Raw genomic sequence first — 26,150 nt, 5'->3', positions numbered from 1 at the left:
CGGCGCCTCCCGTGGTCAGGCTATGTCCTGGGCTTCCGGCAGCTTGAAGCCGGAAACCGACTTGCGCATCTCGCTGGCCATCTTCGCCAGGTTGCCGATGCTCTTCGCGGTAGCGGTGGTACCGGCGGACGTCTGCGAGGTGATCTCCTGGATCACGTTCATGGTGTTGGAGATGTGGCCAGCCGAGGAGGCTTGCTGACGAGCGGCGTTGGAGATGTTCTGGATCAGCGCCGCCAGGGTCTTGGATACCTTCTCGATCTCCTCCAGGGCCACACCGGCGTCCTGGGCCAGGCGCGCACCGCGGACCACTTCGGAGGTGGTCTGCTCCATGGAGATCACCGCTTCGTTGGTGTCGGTCTGAATGGTCTTCACCAGCGCCTCGATCTGCTTGGTCGCGGCGGAGGAACGTTCCGCGAGGCGCTGTACCTCGTCCGCTACCACGGCGAAGCCGCGGCCCGCGTCACCGGCCATGGAGGCCTGGATCGCGGCGTTCAGGGCGAGGATGTTGGTCTGGTCGGCGATGTCGTTGATCAGGCTCACGATGTCACCGATCTCCTGGGACGATTCACCGAGGCGCTTGATCCGCTTCGAGGTGTCCTGGATCTGCTCGCGGATGTTATCCATGCCGGTGATGGTGTTGTGCACCACTTCGTTGCCCTTGTTGGCGATGGCTACGGAACGTTCCGCTACCGCCGAGGATTCGGAGGCGTTCGCCGATACCTGGTCAATGGACACGGCCATTTCGTTGATCGCGGCGGAGGCGCCGGCGATTTCCTGGGCCTGGTGCTCGGAAGCCTCGGCCAGGTGCATGGCGGTGGCCTGGGTTTCCTGGGCGGCGGCGGCCACCTGCACGGCGGTCAGGTTGATGGTTTCCACCAGTTCGCGGAGCTGGTCGATGGAGTAGTTGATGGAGTCCGCGATGGCGCCGGTGAAGTCCTCGGTCACGGTCGCGGCCACGGTCAGGTCACCGTCGGCGAGGTCGGCGATCTCGTCGAGCAGACGCAGGATCGCCGCCTGGTTGCGTTCGTTCTTCGCGGCGGTCTCGGCCAGCCGGCTGCGGGTGCTCTGCACCATGACCAGGCCGATGAGGATGATCGAGCCCAGGGCCAGCACGCCCAGCACGTAGCCGGCGAAGCTGTTCAGGTCACGGCTGGAAGCCAGGTTCTCGAAGCCGCTGGTCAGCGCGGAAGCCTTGTCCAGCAGGGTCTGGGAACCGGTGAAGATGGTGTTGGCGGACTCACGGACCTGGAAGAGTTCGGGCGAGGTCTCGAGGATCTCGTCCACCGAGCCGGAAACGAATTCGAAGAGCTCGGCGATCTCCTGCAGGCGCTCCAGGGCCTCGGTATTGGTGACCTTGGTGATCTCCATCGCCGCGTTGCCTTCGCGCATGGCGCCCAGTACGCGACCGAACAGGCTGGCGTCGCGGCCGAACATGTCGGCGGCCTGGACCGAGTCTTCGTCACCGGCCAGCACCTTGTTCACCGAACCGAGGATACGTTCGGCCAGCAGCGACTGGCGCTGGGCCACGGAAACCTGGCTGGCGGGCGCGCCGCTTTCGAGGAGGATGTCCACCACTTCCTCGTACTCGACCTGCAGCTGCGGAATGGTTTCGGCCAGGGTGGCGGCCACCTGGTGCAGGGAGAGCACGGTCTGCTCGCTGGCAAGGATGGCGTCGGCGTTCTTGCGCAGGCTGTCCCAGTCCTTCTGCACGGGGTCCATCTCGGCTTTCACGGCAGCGGGTGCGGCAGGCAGGCCGGTGGAAGCGTCGCCCTTGACGAGGAAGTTCCAGCGTTGCTCGAAGTCGTTACGCGCGTCCTTCAGCAGGGCGAAGGCCTCTGCCTTGCCCGCCGCGGCCTCGCTGGAGTTCTTGGCGATACGCTGGGAGAGCACGCGCAGCTCGCCGGCGTGGCTGATGTATTCCTTGTCGTAGTTCGCCTGGGTGTTGAGGTACGCGAAGTTCGCGAACAGCAGCACGATGGCGACGATCAGGACCACGAAGAGTCCGGCGATCAGCGACGTGCTGCGCACCCCGGAAAACAGATTGCCTGAGTTCAGTCTTTTCATTATCGGGCCCCCGCCTGGACCAACCACTTGTTCCCATGTAACGCCAAAGGGCCGGCAAAGCCGGCCCAACCTTGAAGCTGCGGCGCCGGAAACTGCGTCCCGGCAACCACCGCGGAGCGCCAGGCGCCCCGCGTCGAATCTAGACCGCCACCTCGATGAACGCCTGGTGCTGCGCCAGCGCATGCGGGCTGAACACCAGCCAGGGCTGTTCGCGATTGAACACGCCGTGGATGAAGGGCTGGATACTGGCCTCCAGCGGGGGCAGTTCCTCGCTGAAGGCATCGACCAGGAAATGCTGCATGCCGAAGACTTCGTCGACGATGAGCCCGGCGAAGATCTCCTGGTGGTCCACCACCAGTACCCGGCGCTGCTTGCGCAGGGGCGAGAGTTCGCTACCGAAGAAACCGCACAGGTCCATGATCGGCAACAGGCGGCCGCGCACGTTGGCGACGCCCTTGACCCAGGTTTTCACCCCCGGCAGCAAGGTGTAGCGCGGCTCGTGCAGCACTTCGCTGACCTCGCCCATGGGCGCCACGAACAGGCGTTCGCCCATGCGGAAACCGATGCCGCTCCAGCTCTGCACCACCTCTTGTTGCGCAGGCAGGCCCGCGGCCAACGCGCGACAGCGCTGGTCGATCGCCTGGAGGAGCTGGAAGGGGGTCTGCGAATCCGACATGACGACCGGCCTTGGCCTGTTTCTAATAATTATCGGGTCGGGGACCGGCCTGGCATCAGCCGGCCAGTACCGTGTTCAGGGTCTTGATCAGGGTGTCTTCTTCGATCGGCTTGGTCAGGTAGTCCTTGGCGCCCTGGCGCTTGCCCCAGACCTTGTCGGTTTCCTGATCCTTGGTGGTGACGATGATCACCGGGATATGGCTGGTATCGGCGTCCTTGGTCAGCTGACGGGTCGCCTGGAAGCCGTTCAGGCCCGGCATCACGATATCCATCAGCACGGCGTCCGGCTTCTCCTGTCGGGCCAGTGCCACGCCATCGGCGCCATTCTCCGCCTTGAGTACCTGGTGACCGTGCTTCTCGAGCATCGCGGTCAGCTTGTACATCTCGGTCGGCGAGTCATCAACAATCAGAATACGAGCCATGGTGTTCCCCATACGGAAAGGCTTCACCGGCCTTCAGGCCGGACTTCAGGAGGCTTGCTCCACCGGGGTGAAATCGGGGACGTGAGTCTTGATCGCGCCGAGCAGCTCTTCCTTGCTGAAGGGCTTGGTGAGGTACTGGTCGGAACCGACGATGCGACCCTTGGCCTTGTCGAACAGGCCGTCCTTGGAGGACAGCATGATCACCGGGGTGGACTTGAAAGCGCTGTTGTTCTTGATCAGGGCGCAGGTCTGATAACCGTCCAGGCGCGGCATCATGATGTCGACGAAAATGATGTTCGGGTGGGAATCGGCGATCTTGGCCAGGGCATCGAAACCATCGACTGCGGTGATGACCTCGCACCCCACCTTCTTGAGCAGAGTCTCGGCGGTACGACGAATCGTTTTCGAATCGTCGATCACCATGACCTTCAAACCCTCGGAATGCTGTTCCATGTTCGCCCTACCATCGCCTCGGTGAGTCGTTATTCTGCTTTATATACATGCCTGAGGCCCTGCAACCGACGGGCTGCGACCCAATCGTCGGGCCTTTTTAGCACAGTCTCCAGACGCAAGCTACACGGCCCCCGCATCTGCGATCCTTCCCATCCAGGGGAAGGTTTTTTCCTTGACCGCGGTCAATGCCGGCGCCACCCTGAGCGCCTCATCCAACCGGCCCGCCGGCTTCGGCGCGCCCCTTGCAACCTGTTGCGGAGACCCCCCATGAGCGTTCGCCTCGGGATCGTCATGGACCCCATTGCGCAAATCTCCTTCAAGAAGGACAGCTCCCTGGCCATGCTGCTGGCCGCCCAGGAGCGCGGCTGGTCGTTGTTCTACATGGAGCAGCAGGACCTATACCAGAAAAACGGTGAAGCTTTCGCGCGCATGCGCCCCCTGAAGGTGTTCCTCGACCCGGAGCACTGGTTCGAGCTGGAAGCCGAGGCGGACACCCCGCTGGCCGAACTGGACGTGATCCTGATGCGCAAGGACCCGCCCTTCGACAACGAGTACGTCTACTCCACCTACCTGCTGGAACAGGCCGAACGGGCCGGCGTGCTGGTGGTCAACCGCCCGCAGAGCCTGCGCGACTGCAACGAGAAGTTCTTCGCCACCCTGTTTCCCCAACTGGCGCCGCCGACCATTGTCAGTCGCCGCGCCGACATTCTGCGCGAGTTTGCCGAAGAGCAGCGTGACATCATTCTCAAACCCCTTGATGGCATGGGCGGTTCGTCGATCTTCCGCCATCGCGTGGGCGACCCCAACCTCTCGGTGATCCTCGAGACCCTCACCGGCCATGGCCGCCACCAGATCATGGCGCAGCGCTATCTGCCGGCGATCAAGGACGGCGACAAGCGCATCCTGATGATCGACGGCGAGCCGGTGCCTTACTGCCTGGCACGCATCCCCGCCGAGGGCGAGACCCGCGGCAACCTGGCCGCCGGCGGCCGCGGCGTGGCCCAGCCGCTCTCCGACCGCGACCGCGAGATCGCCGCCACCGTCGGTCCGACCCTGCGGGAAAAAGGCCTGCTGTTCGTCGGCCTGGACGTGATCGGCGACCACCTCACCGAGATCAACGTCACCAGCCCCACCTGCATCCGCGAGATCGACAAGGCGTACGACACCCGCATCGGCGAGCGGCTGATGGATGCCATCGACGGGAAGCTGCAAGCCTCGGGTCGCAAGCGCCAAGCTTGACGCAGCTAACAGCTTGGCGCTTGTCGCTTGCAGCGCTCAGCTCGACTTGGGCAGACTGCGCGGCTATCTGAATCAAGCTGACTGGCGATGAACGCAGCCGTTATTACCTCCGCCCAACAGTCCGCCGGCGTCCGCCCGGCGGACCGGCTGGGCTTTACCCTGTTTCTCGCCGCCGTGCTGCACGTCGCCCTGATCCTCGGCGTCGGCTTCACCTTTGGCGACCCGCAGCAGATCAGCAAGACCCTGGAAATCACCCTGGCCACCTTCAAGAGCGAAGAGGCCCCGAAGAAGGCCGACTTCCTCGCCCAGGCCAACCAGCAGGGCAGTGGCACCCTGGAGCACAAGGCCAAGCCCAAGACCACCGAGAAGGCGCCCTTCCAGGACAAGGAAATCCGCAAGGCCACCCCGCCCGCGGCACCGCCCCAGGCACCGAAGAAGGAAGCGCCCAAGGCCGCCGTGGCCACCAAGAGCCCGCAGCCGCAGAAGACCACGGTCAAGCGCGAGCAGACCAAGCCGCAGCCCCAGGCCGCGCCGGCGCCCACATTCGACAGCTCGCAGCTCTCCAGCGAAATCGCCAGCCTCGAGGCCGAACTGGACAAGGAGCGCCAGCTCTACGCCAAACGCCCGCGCATCCACCGCCTCAGCGCCGCCTCGACCATGCGCGACAAGGGCGCCTGGTACAAGGAAGAGTGGCGCAAGAAGATCGAACGCATCGGCAACCTCAACTACCCGGAAGAGGCCCGCCGCCAGCGCATCTACGGCAACCTGCGGCTGCTGGTGTCGATCAACCGCGACGGCACCCTGTACGAGGTGCAGGTGCTGGAGTCCTCCGGCCAGCCGGTACTGGACCAGGGCGCCATGCGCATCGTGCGTCTCGCCGCGCCCTTCGCCCCCTTCACCGGCGACCTGGCGGATATCGACCGCCTGGAGATCATCCGCACCTGGCGTTTCGAACGCGGCGACCGCCTGTCGAGCAATTGAGAGCAGCAGGACCGGATAGGCTCTAGGCTTCAACCAGTGGCAGCGACTGAAGCGGCGCCTTGCCGCTTGAAGCCTGCAGCCTTAAGCCTGAAACTAGCTGACATGAAAAGCGCACCGAGCTACCTCAAGCACCACTTCCTGATCGCCATGCCGCACATGGCCGATCCCAACTTCGCCCAGACCGTCACCTATCTGGTGGAGCATAACGAGCAGGGCGCGATGGGGTTGGTGATCAACCGGCCCAACGGCCTGAGCCTGAGCGACGTACTCGAGCAGCTGCGCCCGGAAATCACGCCGCCGGCGCGCTGCCAGGGCGTGCCCATCTACGCCGGCGGCCCGGTACAGACCGACCGCGGCTTCGTCCTGCACCCCACGGGCCACAATTTCCAGGCCACCCTGGAGCTGGGGGAACTGGCCCTGTCCACCTCCCAGGACGTGCTCTTCGCCATCGCCGACGGCGGCGGCCCGCAGAAAAGCCTGGTGGCCCTCGGCTACGCGGGCTGGGACGCCGGACAGCTGGAAGCCGAACTCGCCGAAAACTCCTGGCTGACCTGCCCGGCGGACCTGGCCATCCTCTTCGACACCCCGACCGAGCAGCGCCTGTCCGCCGCCGCCGCGCGCCTGGGGGTCAACCTCAGCCTGCTCACCGCCCAGGCCGGGCACGCCTGATGGCCGAACCCAAACCCCTGCGCCTGCTGCTCGGCTTCGACTACGGCACCAGACAGATCGGCGTCGCCGTGGGCCAGGCGGTCACCGGCCAGGCCCGCGAGCTGAAAGTGCTGAAGGCCCAGAACGGCGTGCCGGACTGGCAGCACGTGGAAGCCCTGATCCGCGAATGGCAGCCCGACGCCATTGTCGTCGGTCTGCCGCTGAACATGGACGGCACCCCCAGCGAGATGAGCGCCCGCGCGGAGAAGTTCGCCCGGCGCCTGAACGGCCGCTTCAACCTCCCGGTATTCACCCACGACGAGCGCCTGACCACCTTCGAAGCCAAGGGCCAGCGCATGGCCCAGGGCCAGCGCGACGGCTACCGCGACCGCCCGGTGGACGCCCTGGCCGCCGCCTTGCTCCTGGAAGGCTGGCTGGCCGAGAACTGCGCAACTTCCTGACTCATTAAGCGAGGACCGCCGATGACCCTGCCCAATCCCGCCGAACTGCTGCCGCGGATGGCCAGCGACCTGCAAGTCCACCTCAAGGCCCGCGATATCCAGGATCCGCGCTACATCGGCATCCGCACCGGCGGCGTGTGGGTCGCCCAGGCCCTGCTGGAGCAACTGGGAGCGGCGGGCCCCATGGGCACCCTGGACGTCTCCTTCTACCGCGACGACTTCACCCAGAGCGGGCTGCACCCGCAAGTGCGCCCATCCGAGCTGCCCTTCGAGATCGAGGGCCAGCACCTGGTGCTGATCGATGACGTGCTGATGAGCGGGCGCACCGTGCGCGCGGCCCTCAACGAACTCTTCGACTACGGCCGCCCCGCCAGCGTGACCCTGGTCTGCCTGCTCGACCTCAACGCCCGCGAGCTGCCGATCCGCCCGGACGTGGTCGGCGCAACGCTGTCCCTGCGGGCCACGGAACGGGTAAAATTGCTCGGCCCCGCGCCGCTCACCCTCGAGCGCCAGGACCTCGCTTCACCCGCCTGATCCTCCCGAATCTTCGTAACCTTTCAGGGCCTGCCCCATGCCGACAGACGCCAAGCGCCCGCTGCAGCTCAACGACCAGGGCCAGCTGCGCCACTTCCTCTCGCTCGACGGTCTGCCCCGCGAGCTGCTGACGGAAATCCTCGACACCGCCGACTCCTTCCTCGAAGTCGGCGCCCGCGCGGTGAAGAAGGTCCCGCTGCTACGCGGCCGCACCGTGTGCAATGTGTTCTTCGAGAACTCCACCCGCACCCGTACCACCTTCGAGCTGGCGGCCCAGCGCCTGTCCGCCGACGTGATCACCCTGAACGTCTCCACCTCCTCCACCAGCAAGGGCGAGACCCTGTTCGACACCCTGCGCAACCTGGAGGCGATGGCTGCCGACATGTTCGTGGTGCGCCACGCCGACTCCGGCGCCGCCCATTTCATCGCCGAGCACGTGTGCCCGGACGTGGCCATCATCAACGGCGGTGACGGCCGCCACGCGCACCCGACCCAGGGCATGCTCGACATGCTCACCATCCGCCGCCACAAGGGCGGGTTCGAGAACCTCTCGGTGGCCATCGTCGGCGATATCCTGCATTCGCGCGTGGCCCGCTCCAACATGCTGGCCCTGCGCACCCTGGGCTGCCCCGATATCCGCGTGATCGGACCCAAGACCCTGATCCCGGTAGGTGTCGAGCAGTACGGCGTGAAGGTCTACACCGACCTCGCCGAGGGCCTCAAGGACGTCGACGTAGTGATCATGCTGCGCCTGCAGCGCGAACGCATGCAGGGCGGCCTGCTGCCCAGCGAAGGCGAGTTCTACAAGCTCTACGGCCTCAGCACCCAGCGCCTGGCGCTGGCCAAGCCGGACGCCATCGTCATGCACCCGGGCCCGATCAACCGCGGCGTCGAGATCGAATCCGCCGTGGCCGACGGCGCTCATTCGGTGATTCTCAACCAGGTCACCTACGGCATCGCCGTGCGCATGGCCGTGCTCTCCATGGCCATGAGCGGCCAGGCCGCGCAACGTCAACTGAACCAGGAAGCCGAGGAGCTGAACTGATGCGTACCCACATCCTCGGTGCCCGCCTGATCGATCCGGCCAGCGGCCACGACCAGGTCACCGACCTCTTCCTCGAAGGCGGCAAGGTCGCTGCCATCGGCCAGGCTCCGGCGGGCTTCCAGGCCGACAAGACCCTGGACGCCAAAGGCCTGGTGGCCGCCCCGGGCCTGGTGGACCTTTCCGTCGCCCTGCGCGAGCCGGGCTACAGCCGCAAGGGCAGTATCGCCAGCGAAACCCTGGCCGCCGCCAGTGGCGGCGTCACCAGTCTCTGCTGCCCGCCCCTGACCCGTCCGGTGCTGGACACCCCGGCAGTCGCCGAACTGATCCTCGACCGCGCCCAGGAAGCGGGCAACGCCAAGGTCTTCCCCATCGGCGCCCTGACCAAGGGCCTGGCCGGCGAGCAGCTCTCCGAGCTGGTGGCCCTGCGCGATGTCGGCTGCGTGGCCTTCGGCAACGGCCTGGCCACCTTCGCCAGCAACCGCGTCCAGCGCCGCGCCCTGGAATACGCCGCCACCTTCGACCTGACCGTGGTCTTCCATTCCCAGGACGCGTCCCTGGCTGACGGCGGTCTGGCCCACGAAGGCCCCACCGCCAGCTTCCTTGGCCTCGCCGGTATCCCGGAAACCGCCGAAACCGTAGCGCTCGCCCGCGACCTGCTGCTGGTCGAGCAGAGCGGCGTGCGCGCCCACTTCAGCCAGATCACCAGCGCCCGCGGCGCCGAGATGATCGGCGAGGCCCAGGCGCGCGGCCTGCCGGTTACCGCCGATGTGGCCATGTACCAGCTGATCCTCACCGACGAAGCGCTGATCGACTTCTCCAGCCTCTACCACGTGCAACCGCCGCTGCGCACCCGCGCCGACCGCGACGGCCTGCGCGAGGCGGTGAAGGCCGGCGTGATCGGCGCCATCGCCAGCCACCACCAGCCCCATGAGCCCGACGCCAAGCTCGCACCCTTCGGCGCCACCGAACCGGGCATCAGCAGCGTGGAACTGTTGCTGCCGCTGGCCATGACCCTGGTGCAGGACGGCCTGCTCGACCTGCCCACCCTGCTCGCCCGCCTCACCGCCGGCCCGGCCCGCGCCCTGCGCCTGCCCGCTGGCCGCCTGGCCGTGGGCGCCCCGGCGGACCTGGTGCTGTTCGACCCGCAGGCCTCGACCCTGGCGGGCGAAACCTGGAAGTCCAAGGGTGACAACTGCCCCTTCATCGGCCACTGCCTGCCGGGCAAGGTGCGTCACACCCTGGTGGACGGCCGGATCATCTTCGAAGGCTGATCCAGCACCCCACGAAAAAGCCCGCCATCTGGCGGGCTTTTTTCATTCGATCGATGGTGGGGCCTTTATTGTGGGGGCGAATTTATTCGCCAAGGGCTGCGCAGCAGCCCCAAGCTGACTTCCAGGCCGAACCTGCGGTCCGGTTCGCGAATGAATTCGCCCCCACAGGATCCTGCGCAGCTCAGCAGGCCTCGATGCAATTGCGCCGCTGCTTGGCGCGATAGAGGCCATCGTCCAGGCGCTTGAGCAGGGATTCGATGCCCTCCCCCAGCCGCATCTCAGCCACCGAGAAGCTGGCGGTCAGGCCCTGCGGCAATCCGGGGTCTGCCTGGCTCACCAGCAGGCGTAGGCGTTCGGCCAGTTGCAGGGCAGATGCCAGGTCAGTGTCCGGCAGCAGGGCGATGAATTCCTCACCACCCCAGCGGGCAAAACAGTCCTCTTCCCGTAACACCGCGCGCACGGCACCGCTGACCGCCACCAGGGCGCGATCGCCGACCTGGTGGCCATGCTGGTCGTTGATGCGCTTGAAATGGTCCAGATCGAACATCAGCAGCGTGGCGCCATGCTCATGGCGCTGGAATCGCTGCCATTCGCCATGCAGGCTGCGCTCGAAGTGACGGCGATTGGAGATCTGCGTAAGCGGGTCGGTCTCGCTCAGGCGCAGAGCCGTCGCCACCTGTCGGGCCAATGCCTCGTTGGCCTGGCGCAGGGCCTCGGTGCGCGCCTGCACCAAGGCCTCCAGCTGCTGATTGAGGGTCAGGAGCTCTTCGTTCTTGCGTTGCAGTTCCAGGCTGGCCATCTTGCGCCGGTGGATATTGCGGTGGGCGCCGATCATCCTCGTCGGCTTGCCCGCTTCGTCGAACTCCACGAATCGGCCATGATCGCTGACCCACAGGTAGCTGCCGTCACGGCAACGGCAGCGGTAGTCCTCGGCGTAGATCTGACTGGTGCCGTCCAGGTAGGCCTGGAAATTGCGCATCACCCGCTCGAAATCGCCGGGATGGATCACCGATTTCCAGGTGTCGACATCCTCCGGCAGGCTGTCCGGCGGGTAGCCGAGCATGGAGTACCAGCTGGGGCTGCGCTTGACGTGATTGGTGCTGATGTTCCAGTCCCAGATGCCGTCGCTGACGATATCCAGGGCATGGCGCAGGGTACGCTCGATTTCTTCGCGGGTGGTGCCATAGCAGTGGTCGAGGGGCACGAGCTTGTCCATAAGCTTCCTGCGGGTACGCGACCCGATGGGTCCTCAACGCCCGGAAACGGCCCCGGGCGGTGCAAACAACTAGCGCGCCATCCTCAGGCCTGGATGGTCGCCGCCGGATTGATCACCCGGCCGAGCCCCAGGTTGCGCAGCGCGAGATGCAGCGAGCTGTGGATAACCTGCGGATTGTCGATCGCCAGCAGCTGCTCCAGCAGCTCCTTGGCCTTGCTCATGGTGATCTGGCGCAGCAACCACTTCACCTTGGGCAGGTTGGTGGCGTTCATCGACAGGCTGTCGAAGCCCATGGCCAGGAGCAGGACGGCGGCGGCCGGATCGCCCGCCATCTCGCCGCAGATGCTCACCGGCTTGCCTTCGGCGTGGGCGTCGTCCACCACTTTCTTCAGCGCCTGCAGCACCGCCGGGTGCAGATAGTCGTAGAGATCGGCGACACGCGGGTTGTTGCGGTCCACCGCCAGCAGGTACTGGGTGAGGTCGTTGGAACCCACCGAGAGGAAGTCCACCTGCCGCGCCAGCTCCTTGGTCTGGTAAACAGCGGCGGGGATCTCGACCATCACGCCGACCGGTGGCATGGGGATGTCGACGCCCTCGTCGCGCACCTCGCCCCAGGCGCGGTGGATCAGGTGCAGCGCTTCTTCCAGCTCATGGGTGCCGGAGATCATCGGCAGCAGGATTTTCAGGTTGTCCAGGCCTTCGCTGGCCTTGAGCATGGCGCGCACCTGGACGAGGAAGATTTCCGGGTGGTCGAGGGTGACGCGGATGCCGCGCCAGCCGAGGAAGGGGTTGCTTTCCTTGATCGGGAAATAGGACAGCGCCTTGTCGCCGCCGATATCCAGGGTACGCATGGTCACCGGCAGCGGGTGGAAGGCGGCGAGCTGCTCGCGATAGATGGCGAGCTGCTCCTTTTCGCTGGGGAAGCGCTCGTTGATCATGAACGGCACTTCGGTGCGATACAGGCCCACGCCCTCGGCGCCGCGCTCCTGGGCACGGGTCACGTCGGCGAGCAGGCCGGTGTTCACCCAGAGCGGCATACGCTGGCCGTCGAGGGTCTCGCAGGGCAGGCTGCGCAGGGCATCCAGGCCCTTGACCAGCTGGCGCTCCTCCTCCACCACTTCGCTGTACTGCTTGCGCAGTTCGGGCGAGGGGTTGGTGAAGACTTCGCCGTGGTAGCCGTCGACGATCATTTCGATGCCGTCGACCTTGGAATACGGCAGGTCGACCGCGCCCATCACAGTGGGGATGCCCATCGCGCGGGCGAGGATGGCAACGTGGGAGTTGCCCGACCCCTGTACCGAGACCAGGCCCACCAACTTGCCCTCGGGCACTTCGCCGAGCATCGCCGGGGACAGCTCCTCGCTGACCAGGATGGTGTTCTCCTGGTAGACCAGGTTCTGCTTGCGTTCTTCCTGCAGGTAGGCGAGCAGGCGGCGACCGAGGTCCTTGACGTCGGAGGCGCGCTCGCGCAGGTAGGCGTCGTCCATCAGCTCGAAGCGGGTGACGTGCTCCATCACCACCTGGCGCAGGGCGCCCTGGGCCCACTGGCCGGTGCGGATGACGCGCTTGACCTCCATGCCGATGGAGGCGTCGTCGAGCATCATCAGGTAGACATCGAATAGCGCGCGCTCTTCGGGGCGGAGCTGGGTTTCGAGCTTGCTGGAGAGCCGGCGCATGTCCTCGCGCACCGCTTCCAGGGCCTGCTTGAAGCGTTCGACCTCGGCTTCGATGTCATCGACGGTGCGGTCGGGCACCACGTCGAGATCGGCCGGCGGCAGCACCACCACGGCGGTGCCGACGGCGGCACCCGGAGCGCCCGCGACGCCGACGAACTTGGCCTCCTGGGTCCCCTTGCCCTGACGGCCCAGGCCACGGATGGAGCCAGTGGCCTCGGCATGGGCGATGACGCCGGCGAGCTGTGCGCTCATGGTGACGAGGAAGGCTTCCTCGCCCTCGTCGAACTGACGGCGCTCCTTTTGCTGCACCACCAGCACCCCCATCACCCGGCGGTGGTGGATGATCGGCGCGCCGAGGAAGGAGGCGAAGCGCTCTTCACCGGTCTCGGCGAAGTAGCGGTAGCGGGGGTGATCGGCGGCGTGCTCGAGGTTCAGCGGCTCCTCGCGGGTGCCCACCAGGCCCACCAGGCCCTCGTTGGGGGCCATGCTGACCTTGCCGATGGAGCGCTTGTTCAGGCCCTCGGTGGCCATGAGCACGAACCGGTTGGACTCGGGGTCCAGCAGGTAGACCGAGCAGACCTGGCTGCCCATGGCCTCCTTGACCCGTTGCACGATGATCGCCAACGCCGCCTTCAGATCCTTGGCGGCGTTCACTTCCTGGACGATCTTGCGCAGCGTGTTGAGCATGGCTAGGCAGCCTTTCTCCGAGTCAGTCTTGCGCCAGCAGGCGCGGTGCTAGTTCCTTGAGGGCTCGGCGATAGACTTCACGCTTGAAGGTCACCACCTGACCCAACGGGTACCAGTAACTGACCCAGCGCCAGCCGTCGAACTCGGGCTTGCCGGTCAGGTCCATCCGTACCTTGTTCTCGTCCGACTGCAAACGCAGCAGGAACCACTTCTGTTTCTGGCCGATGCACAACGGTTGGCTGTTGGTACGCACCAGGCGTTGGGGCAGACGATAGCGCAACCAGCCGCGAGTGCAGGCAAGAATCTTCACATCTTGCTGCTCCAGGCCCACTTCTTCGTTCAATTCCCGGAAAAGCGCTTCTTCGGGCGTTTCCCGCGGGTTGATCCCGCCTTGGGGAAACTGCCAGGCATCCTGATTGATACGCCGGGCCCAAAGTACCTGCCCGGCATCATTGGCGAGAATGATGCCGACATTCGGGCGAAAACCATCGGAATCGATCACGGCACTCAACCTCGCAAACGCATGTTCCGGCATTGTTCCATAAAGCCCGCAAACGCAGCAATGCGAGCCTTCAGCGCAATGGGCAGCCCCGGCGAAAGCCGCTATTCTGGCCGCCCCTGGAAGCCTCCATGCAAGGAAATACGACGTGCGTTTGGCTCTTTTCGACCTCGACAACACCCTGCTGGCCGGCGACAGCGACCATGCCTGGGGCGACTACCTGTGCGAGCGCGGCATCCTCGACGGGATCGCCTACAAGGCGCGCAACGATGAGTTCTACCAGGACTACCTGGCCGGTCGCCTGAATATCCGGGACTACCTGAACTTCAGCCTGGAAATTCTCGGGCGCACCGAAATGGTGCAACTCGACCAGTGGCACCGCGAGTTCATGCGCGACTGCATCGAGCCCATCATCCTGCCCAAGGGCGAAGCCCTGCTCGCCGAGCACCGCGATGCCGGCGACCAGTTGCTGATCATCACCGCCACCAACCGTTTCGTCACCGCCCCCATTGCCCAGCGCCTGGGCGTTGCGACCCTGCTGGCCACCGAATGCGAGTTGGCCGATGGCCGCTATACCGGCCGCACCACCGACATCCCCTGCTTCCGTGAGGGCAAGGTGACCCGCCTCGCCCGCTGGCTGGAAGAAACCGGCCACAGCCTGGACGACAGCACCTTCTACAGCGACTCGCTGAACGACCTGCCCCTGCTGGAGCAGGTGACCCGTCCGGTGGCGGTGGACCCGGACCCGAAACTGCGCGCCGAAGCCGAAAAACGCGGCTGGCCGGTGATGTCCCTGCGCTAGAGGCTGCTTGTCGTAGGGTGGACAGCGCTTTTCATGTCCACCATCACGGCCCGGGTCGAGCACCATGGTGGATCGATAAAGCGCGATCCACCCTACTCTGCTCCGCCAAGACCTGACGGCAGGGTGCGCCATGCGCATCCCAGGGACGACGTCAGAGCGGCTTGACCACCATCAGCGCATACACCGCTGCCAACAGCGCCAGGGCGAGCACCGCCAGCCAACTGCGAAGCGCCACCTGGCTGGCCACTTGCCTGGCCAGGGGTGTGCTGTCCCGCAGCGCCTGGCGTACCTCGTTGCGGATGCGCACCTGCAGCCAGAACAACGGCAGCCAGCAGAACGCCGCCAGCAGGTAAAGTCCCGCACTCCACAGCAGCCAGAGCTGGCCCAGCGGCCACCCGCCCACCTTGGCCAGGGCCAGGCCGCTCAGCGGCAACAACACGGCGGAGCTGGCGACGAACCAGAGCTCCAGTCGTACCAGCGACGAGAAAGTCGCGGCTATTTGCTGGAGATCAGCGCTTTTCCAGGCGCGACGCACGAAGAACAGCCCGCCCAGCGCCGTTCCGATAAGCACGGCGGCGAGCAGGCCATGGAAGGTCTTGAGCAGGAAGTAGAGGGTCATGCCCGGCGTGTCAGCCGCATCACAGCGGCTTGGCCAGCATCAGCGCCAGCACGGACAGGAACAGCAGCAGGCCGGACAGGCCGTAGGCCGCGCCGAACTTCAGGCTGCGAAGGACTTGCGGCGCGCCCGGCCCGCCCTCCGCCAGGGCCTGCTCGCGCAGCCGCGACACGCGACCGAACAGCAGCAGCCAGGCGATGCAGCCGAAGAGGTAGAGGATGGCCCCGCCCAGCAACCAGGTCCGGCCCAGGGGCAGGCCCGCCAGGTTCACCATCCACCAGCCACTGACCGGCAACGACACGGCGGCGAGGATCAGCAAGGGCACGCCGATCAGCAGGATACGCCGCAGGCTCAGGCCGATGCGCGCGGCATCGCCGGAGCGGAAATTGCGCCAGCCGTACCAGGCCAGTCCTGCCAACCCGCCGAAGAACAGCAGGGTGGCCAGGCCGTGAAGGATGCGGAAAGTCAGGTAGTTTTCCATGGAACGGGTCCTTGTCAGCTTGGGCGGCTGTCGAAAAGCCTAGCAGCCGCCGGTCCCGGCGCCCTTACCCCAGGAAGAGCTTATAGGCCGGGTTTTCGCTCTCATCCCAGTAGGGATAGCCGATCTCGTCCAGGGCGGCATGCACCAGCGCGCGCTCCTCGGCCGGCACCTGCAGGCCGGCGACCACGCGGCCGTCGGCGGCACCGTGGTTGCGGTAGTGGAACATGGTGATGTTCCAGCGCCCGCCGAGCTTGTTGAGAAAGTTGAACAACGCGCCCGGACGCTCGGGGAATTCGAACCGGAACACCAGCTCGTCGCTGATGCGCACCGCGTGACCACCGACCATGTGGCGGATGTGCAGCTTGGCCAGTTCGTCGTCGGTCAGGTCGAGCACCGGGAAGCCCTGGCCACGCAGGTTCTCCACCAGCGCCGCACGGGGGTCGGTTTCCGGGTGGGTCTGGACGCCGACGAAGATGTGCGCTTCGGCATCGGTGTTGTAGCGGTAGTTGAATTCGGTGATCTGGCGCTTGCCGATGGCCTCGCAGAAGGCCTTGAAGCTGCCCGGGCGCTCCGGGATGGTCACGGCGATGATGGCCTCGCGCTTTTCGCCCAACTCGGCGCGCTCGGCCACATGGCGCAGGCGATCGAAGTTGATGTTGGCCCCGGAATCGATGGCCACCAGGGTCTGCTCGCGCACGCCCTCGCGTTCCACGTACTTCTTGATCCCGGCCACGGCCAGGGCGCCAGCTGGCTCGGTGATGGAGCGGGTGTCGTCGTAGATGTCCTTGATCGCCGCACAGATCTCGTCGGTGCTGACGGTGATCACCTCATCGACATAACGCTTGCAGATATCGAAGGTGTGCTGGCCGATCTGCGCCACGGCGACGCCGTCGGCGAACAGCCCGACCTGGCCCAGCACGACGCGCTCACCGGCGGCCATGGCGGCCTGCAGGCAGTTGGAGTCGTCCGGCTCGACACCGATCACTTTCACTTCGGGGCGCAGGTATTTGACGAAGGCGGCGATGCCCGCCACCAGGCCGCCGCCGCCCACCGGGACGAAGATGGCATCCAGGCGTCCCGGATGCTGGCGGAGGATCTCCATGGCCACGGTGCCCTGGCCGGCGATCACTTCCGGGTCATCGTAGGGATGGATGTAGACGTAGCCCTTCTCTTCCACCAGTTTCAGCGAATGGGCCAGGGCCTCGGGAAAGGCGTCGCCGTGCAGCACCACCTTGCCACCGCGGGTGCGGACACCCTGCACCTTCAGTTCGGGCGTGGTGCGCGGCATCACGATGGTCGCCTTGATGCCCAGCTCGCGGGCCGCCAGGGCCACGCCCTGGGCATGGTTGCCGGCCGAGGCGGTGACCACGCCGCGCGCCAGCTCCTCGCGGGACAGCTGGGCGATCTTGTTGTAGGCGCCACGGATCTTGAAGGAGTAGACCGGTTGCAGGTCCTCGCGCTTGAGGAGGATCTGGTTGCCCAGCCGCTCGGTGAGCTGGCGGGCGGGCTGCAGCGGGGTTTCCACGGCGACGTCGTAGACGCGCGAGGTCAGGGTCTTCTTCACGTATTCTTCGAGCATCGCGGCTTCACTGGCGGGCATTTCACGGGAGGACCGAGTCTACCGCACGGATTCGTCGGCCGACCACATGGTTCTAGGGGTTTAGCGGCTATAATCCGCGCCCTCGACACTCCTTCACTCGGACCTCCACAGCATGACCCAGGACCAGCTCAAGCAGGCCGTCGCCCAGGCCGCCATCGACTTCATTCTCCCCAAGCTCGATGAGAAGAGCATCATCGGCGTCGGCACTGGATCCACCGCCAACTTCTTCATCGACCTGCTGGCCAGGCACAAGATGGCCTTCGACGGCGCCGTGGCCAGCTCCGAAGCCACCGCCCAGCGCCTGAAGGGCCACGGCATCCCGGTGTATGACCTGAACAGCGTCAGCGAACTCGAGTTCTATGTCGACGGCGCCGACGAGAGCAACGAGCGCCTCGAACTGATCAAGGGCGGCGGCGCGGCGCTGACCCGTGAAAAGATCGTCGCCGCCGTGGCCAAGACATTCATCTGCATCGCCGACGAGAGCAAGCTGGTGCCGCTGCTCGGCAACTTCCCGCTGCCGGTGGAAGTGATCCCCATGGCCCGCAGCCATGTGGCCCGCCAGCTGGTGAAGCTGGGCGGCGATCCGGTGTACCGCGAGGGCGTGGTGACCGACAACGGCAACATCATCCTCGACGTTTACAACATGCAGATCGACAGCCCGGTGCAACTGGAAGAGCAGATCAACGCCATCGTCGGCGTGGTCACCAATGGCCTGTTCGCGGCGCGCCCCGCCGACCTGCTGCTGCTCGGCACCAAGGACGGCGTGAAGAGCATCAGCCTCTGAAGCCGCCTCCCGGCCCTCGGGAAACCGTCTAGATTTGATGGCTACGGCGCCTTTCGGGGCGCCGTCCACTGTCACTGAATCAGGAGACGCCCCCATGGCCGGGAAATTCCAACTGAAGAAGGCCAACGACGGCCAATTCCACTTCAACCTCAACGCCGGCAACGGCGAGACCATCCTTACCAGCGAACTGTACAAGGCCAAGGATTCCGCCTTGAACGGTATCGACTCGGTGCGCAAGAACGCCGTTCGCGACGGCGCCTTCGAAAACAAGACCGCCAGCAACGGCAAATTCTATTTCGTGCTCAAGGCCAGCAACGGCCAGGTCATCGGCCAGAGCCAGATGTACGCCAGCGCCGCCAGCGCCAGCGCGGGCATCGAGTCGGTGAAGAACAATGCCCCCGGCGCCACCCTCAACGACGAAAGCTGATCAGTCCGCGGCCTGTTTGCGGAACACGTAGAACAGGTTCGGCTCGCTGACCAGGTAGAGGTTGCCATCGTTGTCCATGGCCACCCCTTCGGCCTGCGGCACCCCGCGCTGCAGGCCGTGCATCCCGCGCAGCAGCGACAGGGTGCTGATCGGCCGGCCGTCGGCATTCGACTCCAGCACCAGGCGCGACTCGTCCGACCGGCCTACGACGGGCTTGGCCTCGATGGCCACCTGGTAGTCCGGCAGCCAGATCGAGCGCCCCCGCCATTCGGAGGCGTGGCGCCATTCTTGCAGGATGAAGAAGCCCCGTTCGAACAGCCGGAACTGCTGGGCGACGCCGCCGAGCAGTACCAGAACCAGCCGCCACGGGGTCAAGAGAGAACGCATCGACAAGGACTCTGGGGATTCGGGACGCGACGCAGGATACAGAGCGCACCTGACTCCTGCCTGAACCGAAGCTTAACGCCCGGGAGCGGGCATGGCGCGCGTTACAAAAGGGGACGGACATGGCCACCTCACTGCTACCGGAAGAGCGTGCACTCACCACCCTGCACACCATCGCCCTGGCGGTGGCAGCCCTGGCCAGCAGCGACATTGCCCGCGCGCGCCTGCTGGAGGGCAGCAATGTCGCCTGCGCCGACCTCGACACCCCCGACAAACTGATCACCCACGCCCAGGAGCTGCGTGTCTTCGCCAATGCCCTGGCCTGCACCCAGGACCCTGCCCTGGGTCTCTCCCTTGGCCTGCGCATGCACGTCTCGGCCTACGGCATCCTCGGCTACACCATGCTCGCCAGCCGCACCCTGCGCGACGCGCTGAATCTCGCCCTCGGCCATGCGGCGCTGCTGGGCACCTACTTCAAGCTGGGCCTGGAGGAGGACGGCAACGAGGCGCGCCTGGTGGCCGGGGGCTACCGCTACGCGCCCGAGCTGATGGTATTCAACAGCGAGCTCTGCCTGACCTCGCTGCTCACCGTGGTGCAGGACCTGCTCGGTACCGGCATCCATCCGACCCGGGTCTGCCTGGCCTATCGACCGCCCCTGCATGCCGCCAGTTATGAACAGATGCTCGGCTGCCCGGTGGAGTTCGGCGCCTCCCGCAACGCCCTGTGTTTCGACGCCGCGCTGCTCGGGCACAGCCTGCCGCTGGCCGATCCGGTGACCTGTCACTACGGCCTGCAACAATGCCTGAAGCTGGACGCCCGGCTCGACAGCCGCCACGACGTGCTCGACCAGATCCGCCAGCACCTGGCCAGCAACCTGCGTGAAGGCCGCGACCTGGACAGCGTGGCGCGCCAGCTGCACCGTTCCGAGCGCACCCTGCGCCGCCACCTGCAGCAGCTGAACACCAGCTTCCAGCGCCTGCTGGACGAAGTGCGCTACGACAAGGCGCGCCAGCTGCTGGTGCAGACCGACCTGCCCATCTACCTGATCGCCGAACAACTGGGCTACAGCGAGACCGCCAGCTTTCGCCACGCCTTCCTGCGCTGGAGCGGGCAATCACCGAGCCTGTATCGGCGGTGACCCACTCCAGGGCTGAGCCTTCCTTGTAGGGGCGAATTCATTCGCCAAGGGCAGCGCAGCTGCCCCTTCAGGCCCTGCAGGGCAGACCTGCGGCCTGCTTGGCGAATGAATTCGCCCCTACAGATTTCGTGCCTCTCCGGGATCTCGATCACAACGCACAACTTGGCCGAAAATATCCCCTTTTGACCTGAACTATCGTTCTGCACCTACTAGGCTGCTGACAGAATCGGGACAAACAAGCGACGCTTCACCAGCAGAAATAAAAAAGCCCAATAAGAACAAATCCTTAGAGCTTGTGATCAGCATGACCAGCGCGATCAGCGTCGACCGTGTGTGCATGGAGTTCGGTGATCCGGGGCAGGGCGTGAAGGCCCTCGACGATGTTTCCCTGGAAATCCGCGCCAACGAGTTCTTCACCCTCCTCGGCCCGTCCGGCTGCGGCAAGACCACCCTCTTGCGGCTCATCGCCGGCTTCGAGCAACCCAGTTCCGGCGCCATCCGCCTCTATGGCGAACCCATGCAGGGCCTGCCGCCCTTCCGCCGGCCGGTGAACACCGTGTTCCAGAGCTACGCCCTGTTCCCCCACATGACGGTGGCGCAGAACATCGCCTTCGGCCTGGAGATGCGCGGCCTGGCCCGCGACGAGATCGCGGCCACGGTGCAGCGCATGCTGGAGCTGGTGAAGCTGCCGGACGTCGGCAGACGCCGCGCCGACCAGCTATCAGGCGGCCAGCAGCAGCGCATCGCCCTGGCCCGCGCCCTGGCCAACAAGCCCAAGGTGCTGTTGCTGGACGAATCCCTCTCGGCGCTGGACCAGAAACTGCGCAAGGAAATGCAGATCGAGCTCAAGCGCCTGCAGCACGAGACCGGCATCACCTTCATCTTCGTCACCCACGACCAGGAAGAAGCCCTGACCATGTCCGACCGCATCGCGGTGATGAGCAAAGGGCGCATCCTCCAGGTCGGCACCCCGACGGAAATCTACGAAGCGCCGCTGAACCGCACGGTGGCGGACTTCATCGGCGAAACCAACTTCCTCGAAGGCGAAGCGCTGGAGCGCGGCGTGCTGCTGCCCGACGGCCAGCTGCTCTGCGCCTTCAGCCCCAGGCGTGGCCCGGTCACCCTGGCGATCCGCCCGGAACGCACCAGCCTCGACGAGCAGGGCAATCTCACCGGCGAGATCGAGAACGTGGTCTATGTCGGCACCGACACCGTGTACCACCTCAACGTCGCCGGGCAGAGCGACTTCCGCGTACGCCAGCAAAACCGCAATGGCGCGCTGAACGCCTATTCCAGTGGCGAGACGGTACGGGTGATGGTGCCCAGCGAAGCCATTCGGGTGCTGGTCGAATGAGCACCCTGCGCGCCCGGGCCGAACGCCGCCAGTTGCGCCGGCGCCTGCTGCTTACCAGCCCGGCCATGCTCGCCCTGCTGGTGTTCCTGGTGCTGCCGCTGGGAATCATGTTCCTGGTGTCGATCCTGGTACCCGGCGACTACGGCGGCGTGAAGTGGGACCAGTACTCGCTGGAGGCCTACATCAACTTCCTCTACGAGCGCGACCTGGACGACAGCCTGGTGTTCAACACCGACTACCTGCAGATTTTCCAGCGCTCTTTCTGGCTCTCGGTGCTGACCACCCTCGGCTGCCTGCTGATCGGCTTCCCCACCGCGCTCTACCTGGCGCTGCAGAGCGAGCGCAAGCGCAATCTGCTGCTGTTCCTGGTCACGGTGCCCTTCTGGACCAACCTGCTGGTGCGGGTCTACGCCTGGATCCTGCTGCTGCGCAATGGCGGCCTGATCGACAGCGGCCTCGGCGTGTTCGGTCTCTCCGACGGCGCCCTCGGCCTGCTCTACACCGATGTGGCGGTGGTCATCGGCCTGCTCTACACCTTCCTGCCCTTCATGGTGCTGCCGATCTACACCAGCCTGGAGAAGCTCGACTGGCGCCTGGTGGAGGCGGCCTTCGACCTCGGCGCCAACCGCTACCAGGCCCTGCGCCGGATCATAGTGCCGCTGGCCATGCCGGGCATCGTCGCCGGAGCGATCCTGGTGTTCATCCCGTCGCTGGGCAACTACATCATTCCCGAGCTGCTGGGGGGCGGTAAGTCGCTGATGATCGGCAACCTGATCCAGCTGCAGTTCGGCGCCTCGCACAACTGGCCGCTGGGCGCGGCGTTGTCCTTCGCCCTGCTCGGCTTCGTGCTCCTGGCAATGCTGCTCTACAGCCTGCGCTTCAAGCAGCCGACCGCCGGAGGCCACCCATGAGGATGCAGAACCCGCTCTGGCGCTTCACGGGGGTGCGGCCCACGGCCTGGCTGTTCTTCGCCTTCCTCTACGTGCCGATCCTGGTGCTGGTGGCGCTGAGCTTCAACGGCGGCCAGTCGGCGACCATCTGGGAAAGCTTCAGCCTGAAGTGGTACACGGTGGTGGCCAACGACCCGGAGATCGTCCGCGCGGCGAAGAACTCGCTGATAGTGGCCACCTTCGCCACCCTGATCGCCACCGCCCTGGCCACCCTCGCCGCGCTCGGCATGCGCGGCCGTGCCTTCCGCGGCCAGACGCTGATGAGCGGGGTGCTCGGCCTGCCGCTGCTGGTGCCGGAGATCGTCACCGCCGTCGCCACCTTGATGTTCTTCGCCTTCATCGGCCTGAAGCTCTCGCTCTTCACCATCCTCATCGCCCACGTGGTGTTCTGCATTCCCTTCGCCTACCTGCCGATCCGCGCCCGTCTCGAAGGCATGGACCCGCGCCTGGCCGAAGCCGCCGCCGACCTCTACGCCTCGCCCTGGAAGGCCTTCTGGAAGGTGACCTTCCCGCTGCTGATGCCCGGCGTCCTCTCCGGCGCCATGCTCGCGTTCATCATCTCGATGGACGACTTCGTCATCACCTACTTCGTCGCCGGGGCCGGCGCCACCACCCTGCCGGTATACATCTTCAGCTCCATACGGATGGGCATATCGCCGAAGATCAACGCCATCTCCTCGATAATCCTCGTGATTTCCATAGCTTTCGTTGCATTGTCCTACTACGTCGGGCAGCGCAAGCGCTGACCCGTCACGACCAGCAAGGAGCTTGACCATGACCCGTCGTACCCCGCTTGCGCTCGCCATCCTGCTCGCCACCGGCCTGGCCGGTTCCGCCCAGGCCGCAGGGACCCTGCACTTCGCCAACTGGTCGGACTACTACCCGCCGGAGCTGCTGAAGAAGTTCGAGAAGGACACCGGCATCAAAGCCACCCTGGACGCCTACGACAGCAACGAGACCCTGCTGGCCAAGCTCAAGGCCGGCGGCGGCGCCTACGACGTGGTGGTGCCGTCGGACAGCTTCATCCAGATCATGGTCGGCGACGGCCTGCTGCAGAAGTTCGACAAGTCCAAGCTGCCCAACCTGAAGAACCTCAAGCCCAACTTCCAGACGCTCGGCTTCGACCCCGGCCACGACTACAGCGTGCCCTACCTCTGGGGGACCACCGGCTACAGCTACGACAGCAAGCAGGTGCCCGGCGGCAAGCTCGACGAGAGCTGGAAACCCTTCTTCGAGCCGGCGCCGGAACTGAAGGGCAAGGTGGTGGCGCTCAATTCCATCGAGGACCTCTACATCGCCGCATCCCACTACCTGTCCATCGACCAGTGCACCGAGGACCCGAAGGACGCGAAGAAGATCCAGGACCTGTTGCTGGCGCAGAAGCCGCTGCTGGCCATGTACAACAGCGACGGCACCATCGAGCGCATGGCCGCCGGCGAAGTGGCCATGCACCAGCAGTGGAACGGCGCCTTCCACCGCGCCCACGCCCAGCGCGACAGTCTGGTCTACGTCTATCCGAAGGAAGGCATCCACGTCTTCATCGACAACCTGGTGATCCCCAAGGACGCGGTGAACGTCGAGGAAGCCCACGCCTTCATCAACTGGATGATGCTGCCGGAGAACATCGCCGCCGCTTCCAACTTCGCCAAGTACAACAACGCCATCGACGGCTCGGACAAGTTCATGGAGAAGGAGCTGTTCGACGACCCGGCGATCAACACCCCGCAGGACAAGCTCGACCGCCTGAAGACCTTCAAGCTCTGCTCGCCCAAGGCCCTGTCCCTGCGCAGCAAGGTGTGGACCAAGCTGAAGAAATAAGCAGACACGCGTCCCACCAGGAGCGCCGAAGCAATCCGTAGGATGGGTGGAGCTTGCGATACCCATCACCATCGTCGATGGGTATCGCTGCGCTCCACCACATCCTACGAACCGACCAGACCCGTACCGGTCAGTTCGCGCGGAACTTCCGGTGCGCACGGCGCACCCCACCCCACCAACCGGCCATTCAAGTTGGCCACTTCAATCCCTTTTTGACCCTTTGCAGGGTTCTGCCCCCGGGGCGGCGCTGACAGAATCGAAGCGCCAGGCGAATCACGGCCCGCTCGAACGAGGCCGATCGAACAAGAACAATCGCTAGAGAGATATGAAGATGTCCCGTGCGCTTACGCTTCACACCGCCCTTCCGCCGTCCTTCCAGCGGACACCCCGCCTCCCCCCTTACTGACTGCCCGCGCACAGCCGGATGCGCAACGGACCCGGCCTCGCACGCGTACGGATGGCTCGCAACGCGACCCAGGCGCCGCCCAGCGGCGCGCAGTAAACCGGAGAGAAGAACAATGGCCACCCCTTCCGCCAACTTCAGCACTCGCGGCAGCCTGCCGAACGAATACACCCACAGCGCCCAGGGCACGGCACTGCGCCGGATACTCGGGCTGCCCGCCCTGGTGTTCTTCGGCCTGGTCTACATGGTGCCGCTGACCATCTTCACCACCTACGGCGTGGTCACCGAGATGACCGGCGGGCGCACCGCCCTGGCCTACGTGGTGACCCTGCTGGCGATGATCTTCACCGCCCTGTCCTACAGCTACATGGTCCGCCGCTACCCGATCGCAGGCTCGGCGTACTCCTACACCAGCCTGAGCTTCGGCCCCGGCGTGGGCTTTCTCGCCGGCTGGTCGCTGCTGCTCGATTACCTGTTCCTGCCGATGATCAACTACCTGGTGATCGGCCTGTTCCTCAACATCGCCTTTCCCGAGGTGCCGGCCTGGGTCTTCGTGGTCGGCTCCATCGCCCTGGTGACGGTGCTGAACATCCTCGGCATCAGCTCGGTGTCGGGCATGAGCAACCTGATCGTCACCGCCCAGGTGATCTTCGTCCTGGTGTTCATTGCCTTGGCCGGCAAGAACCTGTTCGGCGCCCCCATCGACTTCACCGCGCCCTTCATCGGCGACGGCAGCCAGCCGGGCCTGGCACCCCTGATGGCCGGTGCCGCCGTGCTCTGCCTGTCCTTCCTCGGCTTCGACGCGGTCTCCACCCTGGCCGAGGAGGCCCGCGACCCGAAACGCGACATCCCGCGCGCCATTGTCATCACCACCGTGGGTGCCGGTGTGCTGTTCTTCGTCCTGGCGCTGGTCGCCCAGCTGGTATTCCCCGGCACCACCTTCCAGGACGTGGACGCCGCCGCCAACGAAGTGATGCTGAAGGCCGGCGGCCAATTCCTCGCTGCCTTCTTCACCGCCACCTACGTGGCTGGCGCGGCGGGTTCGGCCCTGGCCTCCCAGGCCTCGGTGTCGCGCATCCTCTACAGCATGGGCCGCGACGGCATCCTGCCACGGCGCCTGTTCGGCACCCTGTCGGGACGATTCCAGACCCCGACCGTGGCCATCCTGATCGTCTCCGTGGTGTCGCTGCTGGCGGTGGTCATCGACCTCGCCACCCTGGCGTCGATGATCAGCTTCGGCGCCCTGGTGGCCTTCTCCGCGGTGAACCTGGCGGTGATCCGCACCTACCTGTTCGATGGCCGCCCGCGCCAGAGCGGCGACCTGCTGCGCTACGGCCTGGTGCCGCTGGTCGGCTTCGCCCTGATCGCCTGGCTCTGGACCAGCCTCTCGGCCCTGACCCTGGCCATCGGCCTCGGCTGGTTCGCCATCGGCCTGGCCTACCTGGCGGCGCAGACCGGCGGCTTCCGCCGCCCAGCGCCCCAGGTGCAGTTTTCCGAGCACGAATGAACCCGATGATCCGC

General features: G+C 65.7%; 26 protein-coding genes and 1 pseudogene. 16 read left to right on the top strand and 11 right to left on the bottom strand.

The features are described from left to right. Positions 1–15: 15 nt before the first annotated feature. The 4 genes from ACFW0H_RS07285 to pilG all read right to left on the bottom strand — a co-directional run bounded on the left by ACFW0H_RS07285 (position 16) and on the right by pilG (position 3,614). Positions 16–2,064, bottom strand: coding sequence for a methyl-accepting chemotaxis protein (locus ACFW0H_RS07285; protein WP_422913225.1), 2,049 nt, complete (start codon positions 2,062–2,064; stop codon positions 16–18). A gap of 139 nt (positions 2,065–2,203) precedes the next feature. Continuing rightward, on the bottom strand, positions 2,204–2,740 hold the full coding sequence (locus ACFW0H_RS07280) for a chemotaxis protein CheW (protein ID WP_422913224.1): 537 nt from the start codon (positions 2,738–2,740) through the stop codon (positions 2,204–2,206). Positions 2,741–2,795: 55 nt separating this feature from the next. Then, positions 2,796–3,161, bottom strand: coding sequence for a twitching motility response regulator PilH (gene pilH, locus ACFW0H_RS07275; protein ID WP_422913223.1), 366 nt, complete (start codon positions 3,159–3,161; stop codon positions 2,796–2,798). Positions 3,162–3,206: 45 nt separating this feature from the next. Further along, a complete protein-coding gene (pilG, locus tag ACFW0H_RS07270; RefSeq protein WP_003455569.1) occupies positions 3,207–3,614 on the bottom strand; it encodes a twitching motility response regulator PilG in 408 nt (135 codons plus the stop codon). A 267-nt stretch (positions 3,615–3,881) separates the two neighbouring features. Between pilG and gshB the strand changes: the two genes are divergently transcribed. The 7 genes from gshB to ACFW0H_RS07235 all read left to right on the top strand — a co-directional run bounded on the left by gshB (position 3,882) and on the right by ACFW0H_RS07235 (position 9,793). Further along, positions 3,882–4,853, top strand: coding sequence for a glutathione synthase (gene gshB / locus ACFW0H_RS07265; protein ID WP_422913222.1), 972 nt, complete (start codon positions 3,882–3,884; stop codon positions 4,851–4,853). Between the two features lie 87 nt (positions 4,854–4,940). Next, positions 4,941–5,834 carry an energy transducer TonB gene (locus ACFW0H_RS07260; RefSeq protein WP_422913221.1) on the top strand — a complete coding sequence of 298 codons (894 nt, stop codon included), beginning with the start codon at positions 4,941–4,943 and terminating at the stop codon, positions 5,832–5,834. Between the two features lie 102 nt (positions 5,835–5,936). Further along, positions 5,937–6,503, top strand: a complete 567-nt coding sequence (locus ACFW0H_RS07255; RefSeq protein ID WP_422913220.1) for a YqgE/AlgH family protein — start codon at positions 5,937–5,939, stop codon at positions 6,501–6,503. After that, positions 6,503–6,943: a Holliday junction resolvase RuvX gene (ruvX, locus tag ACFW0H_RS07250; protein WP_422913219.1), complete on the top strand. Its 441-nt coding sequence runs from the start codon at positions 6,503–6,505 to the stop codon at positions 6,941–6,943. The genes ACFW0H_RS07255 and ruvX overlap by 1 nt, the downstream gene beginning before the upstream one ends. A 21-nt stretch (positions 6,944–6,964) precedes the next feature. After that, positions 6,965–7,477: a bifunctional pyr operon transcriptional regulator/uracil phosphoribosyltransferase PyrR gene (gene pyrR / locus ACFW0H_RS07245; RefSeq protein ID WP_422913218.1), complete on the top strand. Its 513-nt coding sequence runs from the start codon at positions 6,965–6,967 to the stop codon at positions 7,475–7,477. Positions 7,478–7,514: 37 nt separating this feature from the next. Next, positions 7,515–8,522: an aspartate carbamoyltransferase catalytic subunit gene (locus tag ACFW0H_RS07240; RefSeq protein ID WP_422913217.1), complete on the top strand. Its 1,008-nt coding sequence runs from the start codon at positions 7,515–7,517 to the stop codon at positions 8,520–8,522. Continuing rightward, positions 8,522–9,793 carry a dihydroorotase gene (locus tag ACFW0H_RS07235; RefSeq protein WP_422913216.1) on the top strand — a complete coding sequence of 424 codons (1,272 nt, stop codon included), beginning with the start codon at positions 8,522–8,524 and terminating at the stop codon, positions 9,791–9,793. Before ACFW0H_RS07240 ends, ACFW0H_RS07235 begins: the two co-directional genes overlap by 1 nt. A 181-nt stretch (positions 9,794–9,974) precedes the next feature. Here the strand turns inward: ACFW0H_RS07235 and ACFW0H_RS07230 are convergent, their stop codons facing one another. The 3 genes from ACFW0H_RS07230 to ACFW0H_RS07220 form a co-directional block, all read right to left on the bottom strand. Further along, a complete protein-coding gene (locus ACFW0H_RS07230) occupies positions 9,975–11,009 on the bottom strand; it encodes a diguanylate cyclase (protein ID WP_422913215.1) in 1,035 nt (344 codons plus the stop codon). Between the two features lie 83 nt (positions 11,010–11,092). Further along, positions 11,093–13,372, bottom strand: a complete 2,280-nt coding sequence (gene ptsP, locus ACFW0H_RS07225; protein WP_422913214.1) for a phosphoenolpyruvate--protein phosphotransferase — start codon at positions 13,370–13,372, stop codon at positions 11,093–11,095. Positions 13,373–13,394: 22 nt separating this feature from the next. Then, positions 13,395–13,874 carry an RNA pyrophosphohydrolase gene (locus ACFW0H_RS07220; RefSeq protein WP_280324126.1) on the bottom strand — a complete coding sequence of 160 codons (480 nt, stop codon included), beginning with the start codon at positions 13,872–13,874 and terminating at the stop codon, positions 13,395–13,397. 145 nt (positions 13,875–14,019) lie between these two features. Between ACFW0H_RS07220 and ACFW0H_RS07215 the strand changes: the two genes are divergently transcribed. Then, positions 14,020–14,673 carry a histidinol-phosphatase gene (locus tag ACFW0H_RS07215; protein WP_422913213.1) on the top strand — a complete coding sequence of 218 codons (654 nt, stop codon included), beginning with the start codon at positions 14,020–14,022 and terminating at the stop codon, positions 14,671–14,673. A gap of 151 nt (positions 14,674–14,824) precedes the next feature. Here ACFW0H_RS07215 and ACFW0H_RS07210 read toward each other — a convergent pair whose 3' ends face one another. From ACFW0H_RS07210 to ilvA, 3 genes are all read right to left on the bottom strand, one after another. Continuing rightward, positions 14,825–15,292 carry a DUF2269 family protein gene (locus ACFW0H_RS07210; protein ID WP_422913212.1) on the bottom strand — a complete coding sequence of 156 codons (468 nt, stop codon included), beginning with the start codon at positions 15,290–15,292 and terminating at the stop codon, positions 14,825–14,827. 19 nt (positions 15,293–15,311) lie between these two features. Further along, a complete protein-coding gene (locus ACFW0H_RS07205; RefSeq protein WP_422913211.1) occupies positions 15,312–15,770 on the bottom strand; it encodes a DUF2269 family protein in 459 nt (152 codons plus the stop codon). 64 nt (positions 15,771–15,834) lie between these two features. After that, positions 15,835–17,349, bottom strand: coding sequence for a threonine ammonia-lyase, biosynthetic (ilvA, locus tag ACFW0H_RS07200; protein WP_422913210.1), 1,515 nt, complete (start codon positions 17,347–17,349; stop codon positions 15,835–15,837). A 133-nt stretch (positions 17,350–17,482) separates the two neighbouring features. Between ilvA and rpiA the strand changes: the two genes are divergently transcribed. Then, positions 17,483–18,154: a ribose-5-phosphate isomerase RpiA gene (rpiA, locus tag ACFW0H_RS07195; RefSeq protein WP_422913209.1), complete on the top strand. Its 672-nt coding sequence runs from the start codon at positions 17,483–17,485 to the stop codon at positions 18,152–18,154. A gap of 94 nt (positions 18,155–18,248) precedes the next feature. Beyond that, positions 18,249–18,581 (top strand): YegP family protein, encoded by a 333-nt coding sequence (locus ACFW0H_RS07190; protein ID WP_422913208.1) that lies wholly within the window; start codon positions 18,249–18,251, stop codon positions 18,579–18,581. On the opposite strand, the pseudogene ACFW0H_RS07185 reads toward ACFW0H_RS07190, so the two are convergent. Beyond that, a pseudogene (locus ACFW0H_RS07185) lies at positions 18,582–18,779 on the bottom strand (SdiA-regulated domain-containing protein); the annotation flags it as partial. It lies immediately after the preceding gene. A gap of 308 nt (positions 18,780–19,087) precedes the next feature. Between ACFW0H_RS07185 and ACFW0H_RS07180 the strand changes: the two are divergent. The 6 genes from ACFW0H_RS07180 (at position 19,088) to ACFW0H_RS07155 (ending at position 26,136) form a co-directional block, all read left to right on the top strand. After that, entirely contained in the window at positions 19,088–20,104 is a 1,017-nt protein-coding gene (locus tag ACFW0H_RS07180; RefSeq protein ID WP_422913207.1) for an AraC family transcriptional regulator, read from the top strand. Between the two features lie 304 nt (positions 20,105–20,408). Next, positions 20,409–21,458: an ABC transporter ATP-binding protein gene (locus ACFW0H_RS07175; RefSeq protein ID WP_422913206.1), complete on the top strand. Its 1,050-nt coding sequence runs from the start codon at positions 20,409–20,411 to the stop codon at positions 21,456–21,458. After that, positions 21,455–22,369 carry an ABC transporter permease gene (locus tag ACFW0H_RS07170; protein ID WP_422913205.1) on the top strand — a complete coding sequence of 305 codons (915 nt, stop codon included), beginning with the start codon at positions 21,455–21,457 and terminating at the stop codon, positions 22,367–22,369. Before ACFW0H_RS07175 ends, ACFW0H_RS07170 begins: the two co-directional genes overlap by 4 nt. Next, positions 22,366–23,154 carry an ABC transporter permease gene (locus tag ACFW0H_RS07165; protein WP_422913204.1) on the top strand — a complete coding sequence of 263 codons (789 nt, stop codon included), beginning with the start codon at positions 22,366–22,368 and terminating at the stop codon, positions 23,152–23,154. Before ACFW0H_RS07170 ends, ACFW0H_RS07165 begins: the two co-directional genes overlap by 4 nt. Before the next feature lie 28 nt (positions 23,155–23,182). Continuing rightward, complete coding sequence (locus tag ACFW0H_RS07160) at positions 23,183–24,226, top strand: ABC transporter substrate-binding protein (protein ID WP_422913203.1); 1,044 nt, start codon at positions 23,183–23,185, stop codon at positions 24,224–24,226. A 518-nt stretch (positions 24,227–24,744) separates the two neighbouring features. After that, complete coding sequence (locus ACFW0H_RS07155; protein WP_422913202.1) at positions 24,745–26,136, top strand: APC family permease; 1,392 nt, start codon at positions 24,745–24,747, stop codon at positions 26,134–26,136. The last annotated feature ends 14 nt before the right edge of the window (positions 26,137–26,150 follow it).

Origin of the sequence: Metapseudomonas cellulosilytica (genome assembly GCF_049334135.1) — a bacterium.
In the GTDB taxonomy this organism is placed as follows: domain Bacteria; phylum Pseudomonadota; class Gammaproteobacteria; order Pseudomonadales; family Pseudomonadaceae; genus Metapseudomonas.
Note: the sequence above shows the minus strand (reverse complement) of the source record. Positions and strands in the feature narration are given on the sequence as shown.

Excerpts from the sequence above, each read along its gene's own strand:
- pilH (WP_422913223.1), bottom strand. The coding sequence starts at position 3,161 with ATGGCTCGTATTCTGATTGTTGATGACTCGCCGACCGAGATGTACAAG.
- ilvA (WP_422913210.1), bottom strand. The coding sequence starts at position 17,349 with ATGCTCGAAGAATACGTGAAGAAGACCCTGACCTCGCGCGTCTACGAC.
- ACFW0H_RS07190 (WP_422913208.1), top strand. The coding sequence starts at position 18,249 with ATGGCCGGGAAATTCCAACTGAAGAAGGCCAACGACGGCCAATTCCAC.
- rpiA (WP_422913209.1), top strand. The coding sequence starts at position 17,483 with ATGACCCAGGACCAGCTCAAGCAGGCCGTCGCCCAGGCCGCCATCGAC.
- ACFW0H_RS07180 (WP_422913207.1), top strand. The coding sequence starts at position 19,088 with ATGGCCACCTCACTGCTACCGGAAGAGCGTGCACTCACCACCCTGCAC.
- ACFW0H_RS07235 (WP_422913216.1), top strand. The coding sequence starts at position 8,522 with ATGCGTACCCACATCCTCGGTGCCCGCCTGATCGATCCGGCCAGCGGC.
- ACFW0H_RS07210 (WP_422913212.1), bottom strand. The coding sequence starts at position 15,292 with ATGACCCTCTACTTCCTGCTCAAGACCTTCCATGGCCTGCTCGCCGCC.
- ACFW0H_RS07160 (WP_422913203.1), top strand. The coding sequence starts at position 23,183 with ATGACCCGTCGTACCCCGCTTGCGCTCGCCATCCTGCTCGCCACCGGC.
- ACFW0H_RS07240 (WP_422913217.1), top strand. The coding sequence starts at position 7,515 with ATGCCGACAGACGCCAAGCGCCCGCTGCAGCTCAACGACCAGGGCCAG.
- ACFW0H_RS07230 (WP_422913215.1), bottom strand. The coding sequence starts at position 11,009 with ATGGACAAGCTCGTGCCCCTCGACCACTGCTATGGCACCACCCGCGAA.
- ACFW0H_RS07260 (WP_422913221.1), top strand. The coding sequence starts at position 4,941 with ATGAACGCAGCCGTTATTACCTCCGCCCAACAGTCCGCCGGCGTCCGC.
- ACFW0H_RS07255 (WP_422913220.1), top strand. The coding sequence starts at position 5,937 with ATGAAAAGCGCACCGAGCTACCTCAAGCACCACTTCCTGATCGCCATG.
- ACFW0H_RS07175 (WP_422913206.1), top strand. The coding sequence starts at position 20,409 with ATGACCAGCGCGATCAGCGTCGACCGTGTGTGCATGGAGTTCGGTGAT.
- pyrR (WP_422913218.1), top strand. The coding sequence starts at position 6,965 with ATGACCCTGCCCAATCCCGCCGAACTGCTGCCGCGGATGGCCAGCGAC.
- ACFW0H_RS07205 (WP_422913211.1), bottom strand. The coding sequence starts at position 15,770 with ATGGAAAACTACCTGACTTTCCGCATCCTTCACGGCCTGGCCACCCTG.
- ruvX (WP_422913219.1), top strand. The coding sequence starts at position 6,503 with ATGGCCGAACCCAAACCCCTGCGCCTGCTGCTCGGCTTCGACTACGGC.
- pilG (WP_003455569.1), bottom strand. The coding sequence starts at position 3,614 with ATGGAACAGCATTCCGAGGGTTTGAAGGTCATGGTGATCGACGATTCG.
- ACFW0H_RS07170 (WP_422913205.1), top strand. The coding sequence starts at position 21,455 with ATGAGCACCCTGCGCGCCCGGGCCGAACGCCGCCAGTTGCGCCGGCGC.
- ACFW0H_RS07285 (WP_422913225.1), bottom strand. The coding sequence starts at position 2,064 with ATGAAAAGACTGAACTCAGGCAATCTGTTTTCCGGGGTGCGCAGCACG.
- gshB (WP_422913222.1), top strand. The coding sequence starts at position 3,882 with ATGAGCGTTCGCCTCGGGATCGTCATGGACCCCATTGCGCAAATCTCC.
- ACFW0H_RS07155 (WP_422913202.1), top strand. The coding sequence starts at position 24,745 with ATGGCCACCCCTTCCGCCAACTTCAGCACTCGCGGCAGCCTGCCGAAC.
- ACFW0H_RS07280 (WP_422913224.1), bottom strand. The coding sequence starts at position 2,740 with ATGTCGGATTCGCAGACCCCCTTCCAGCTCCTCCAGGCGATCGACCAG.
- ptsP (WP_422913214.1), bottom strand. The coding sequence starts at position 13,372 with ATGCTCAACACGCTGCGCAAGATCGTCCAGGAAGTGAACGCCGCCAAG.
- ACFW0H_RS07165 (WP_422913204.1), top strand. The coding sequence starts at position 22,366 with ATGAGGATGCAGAACCCGCTCTGGCGCTTCACGGGGGTGCGGCCCACG.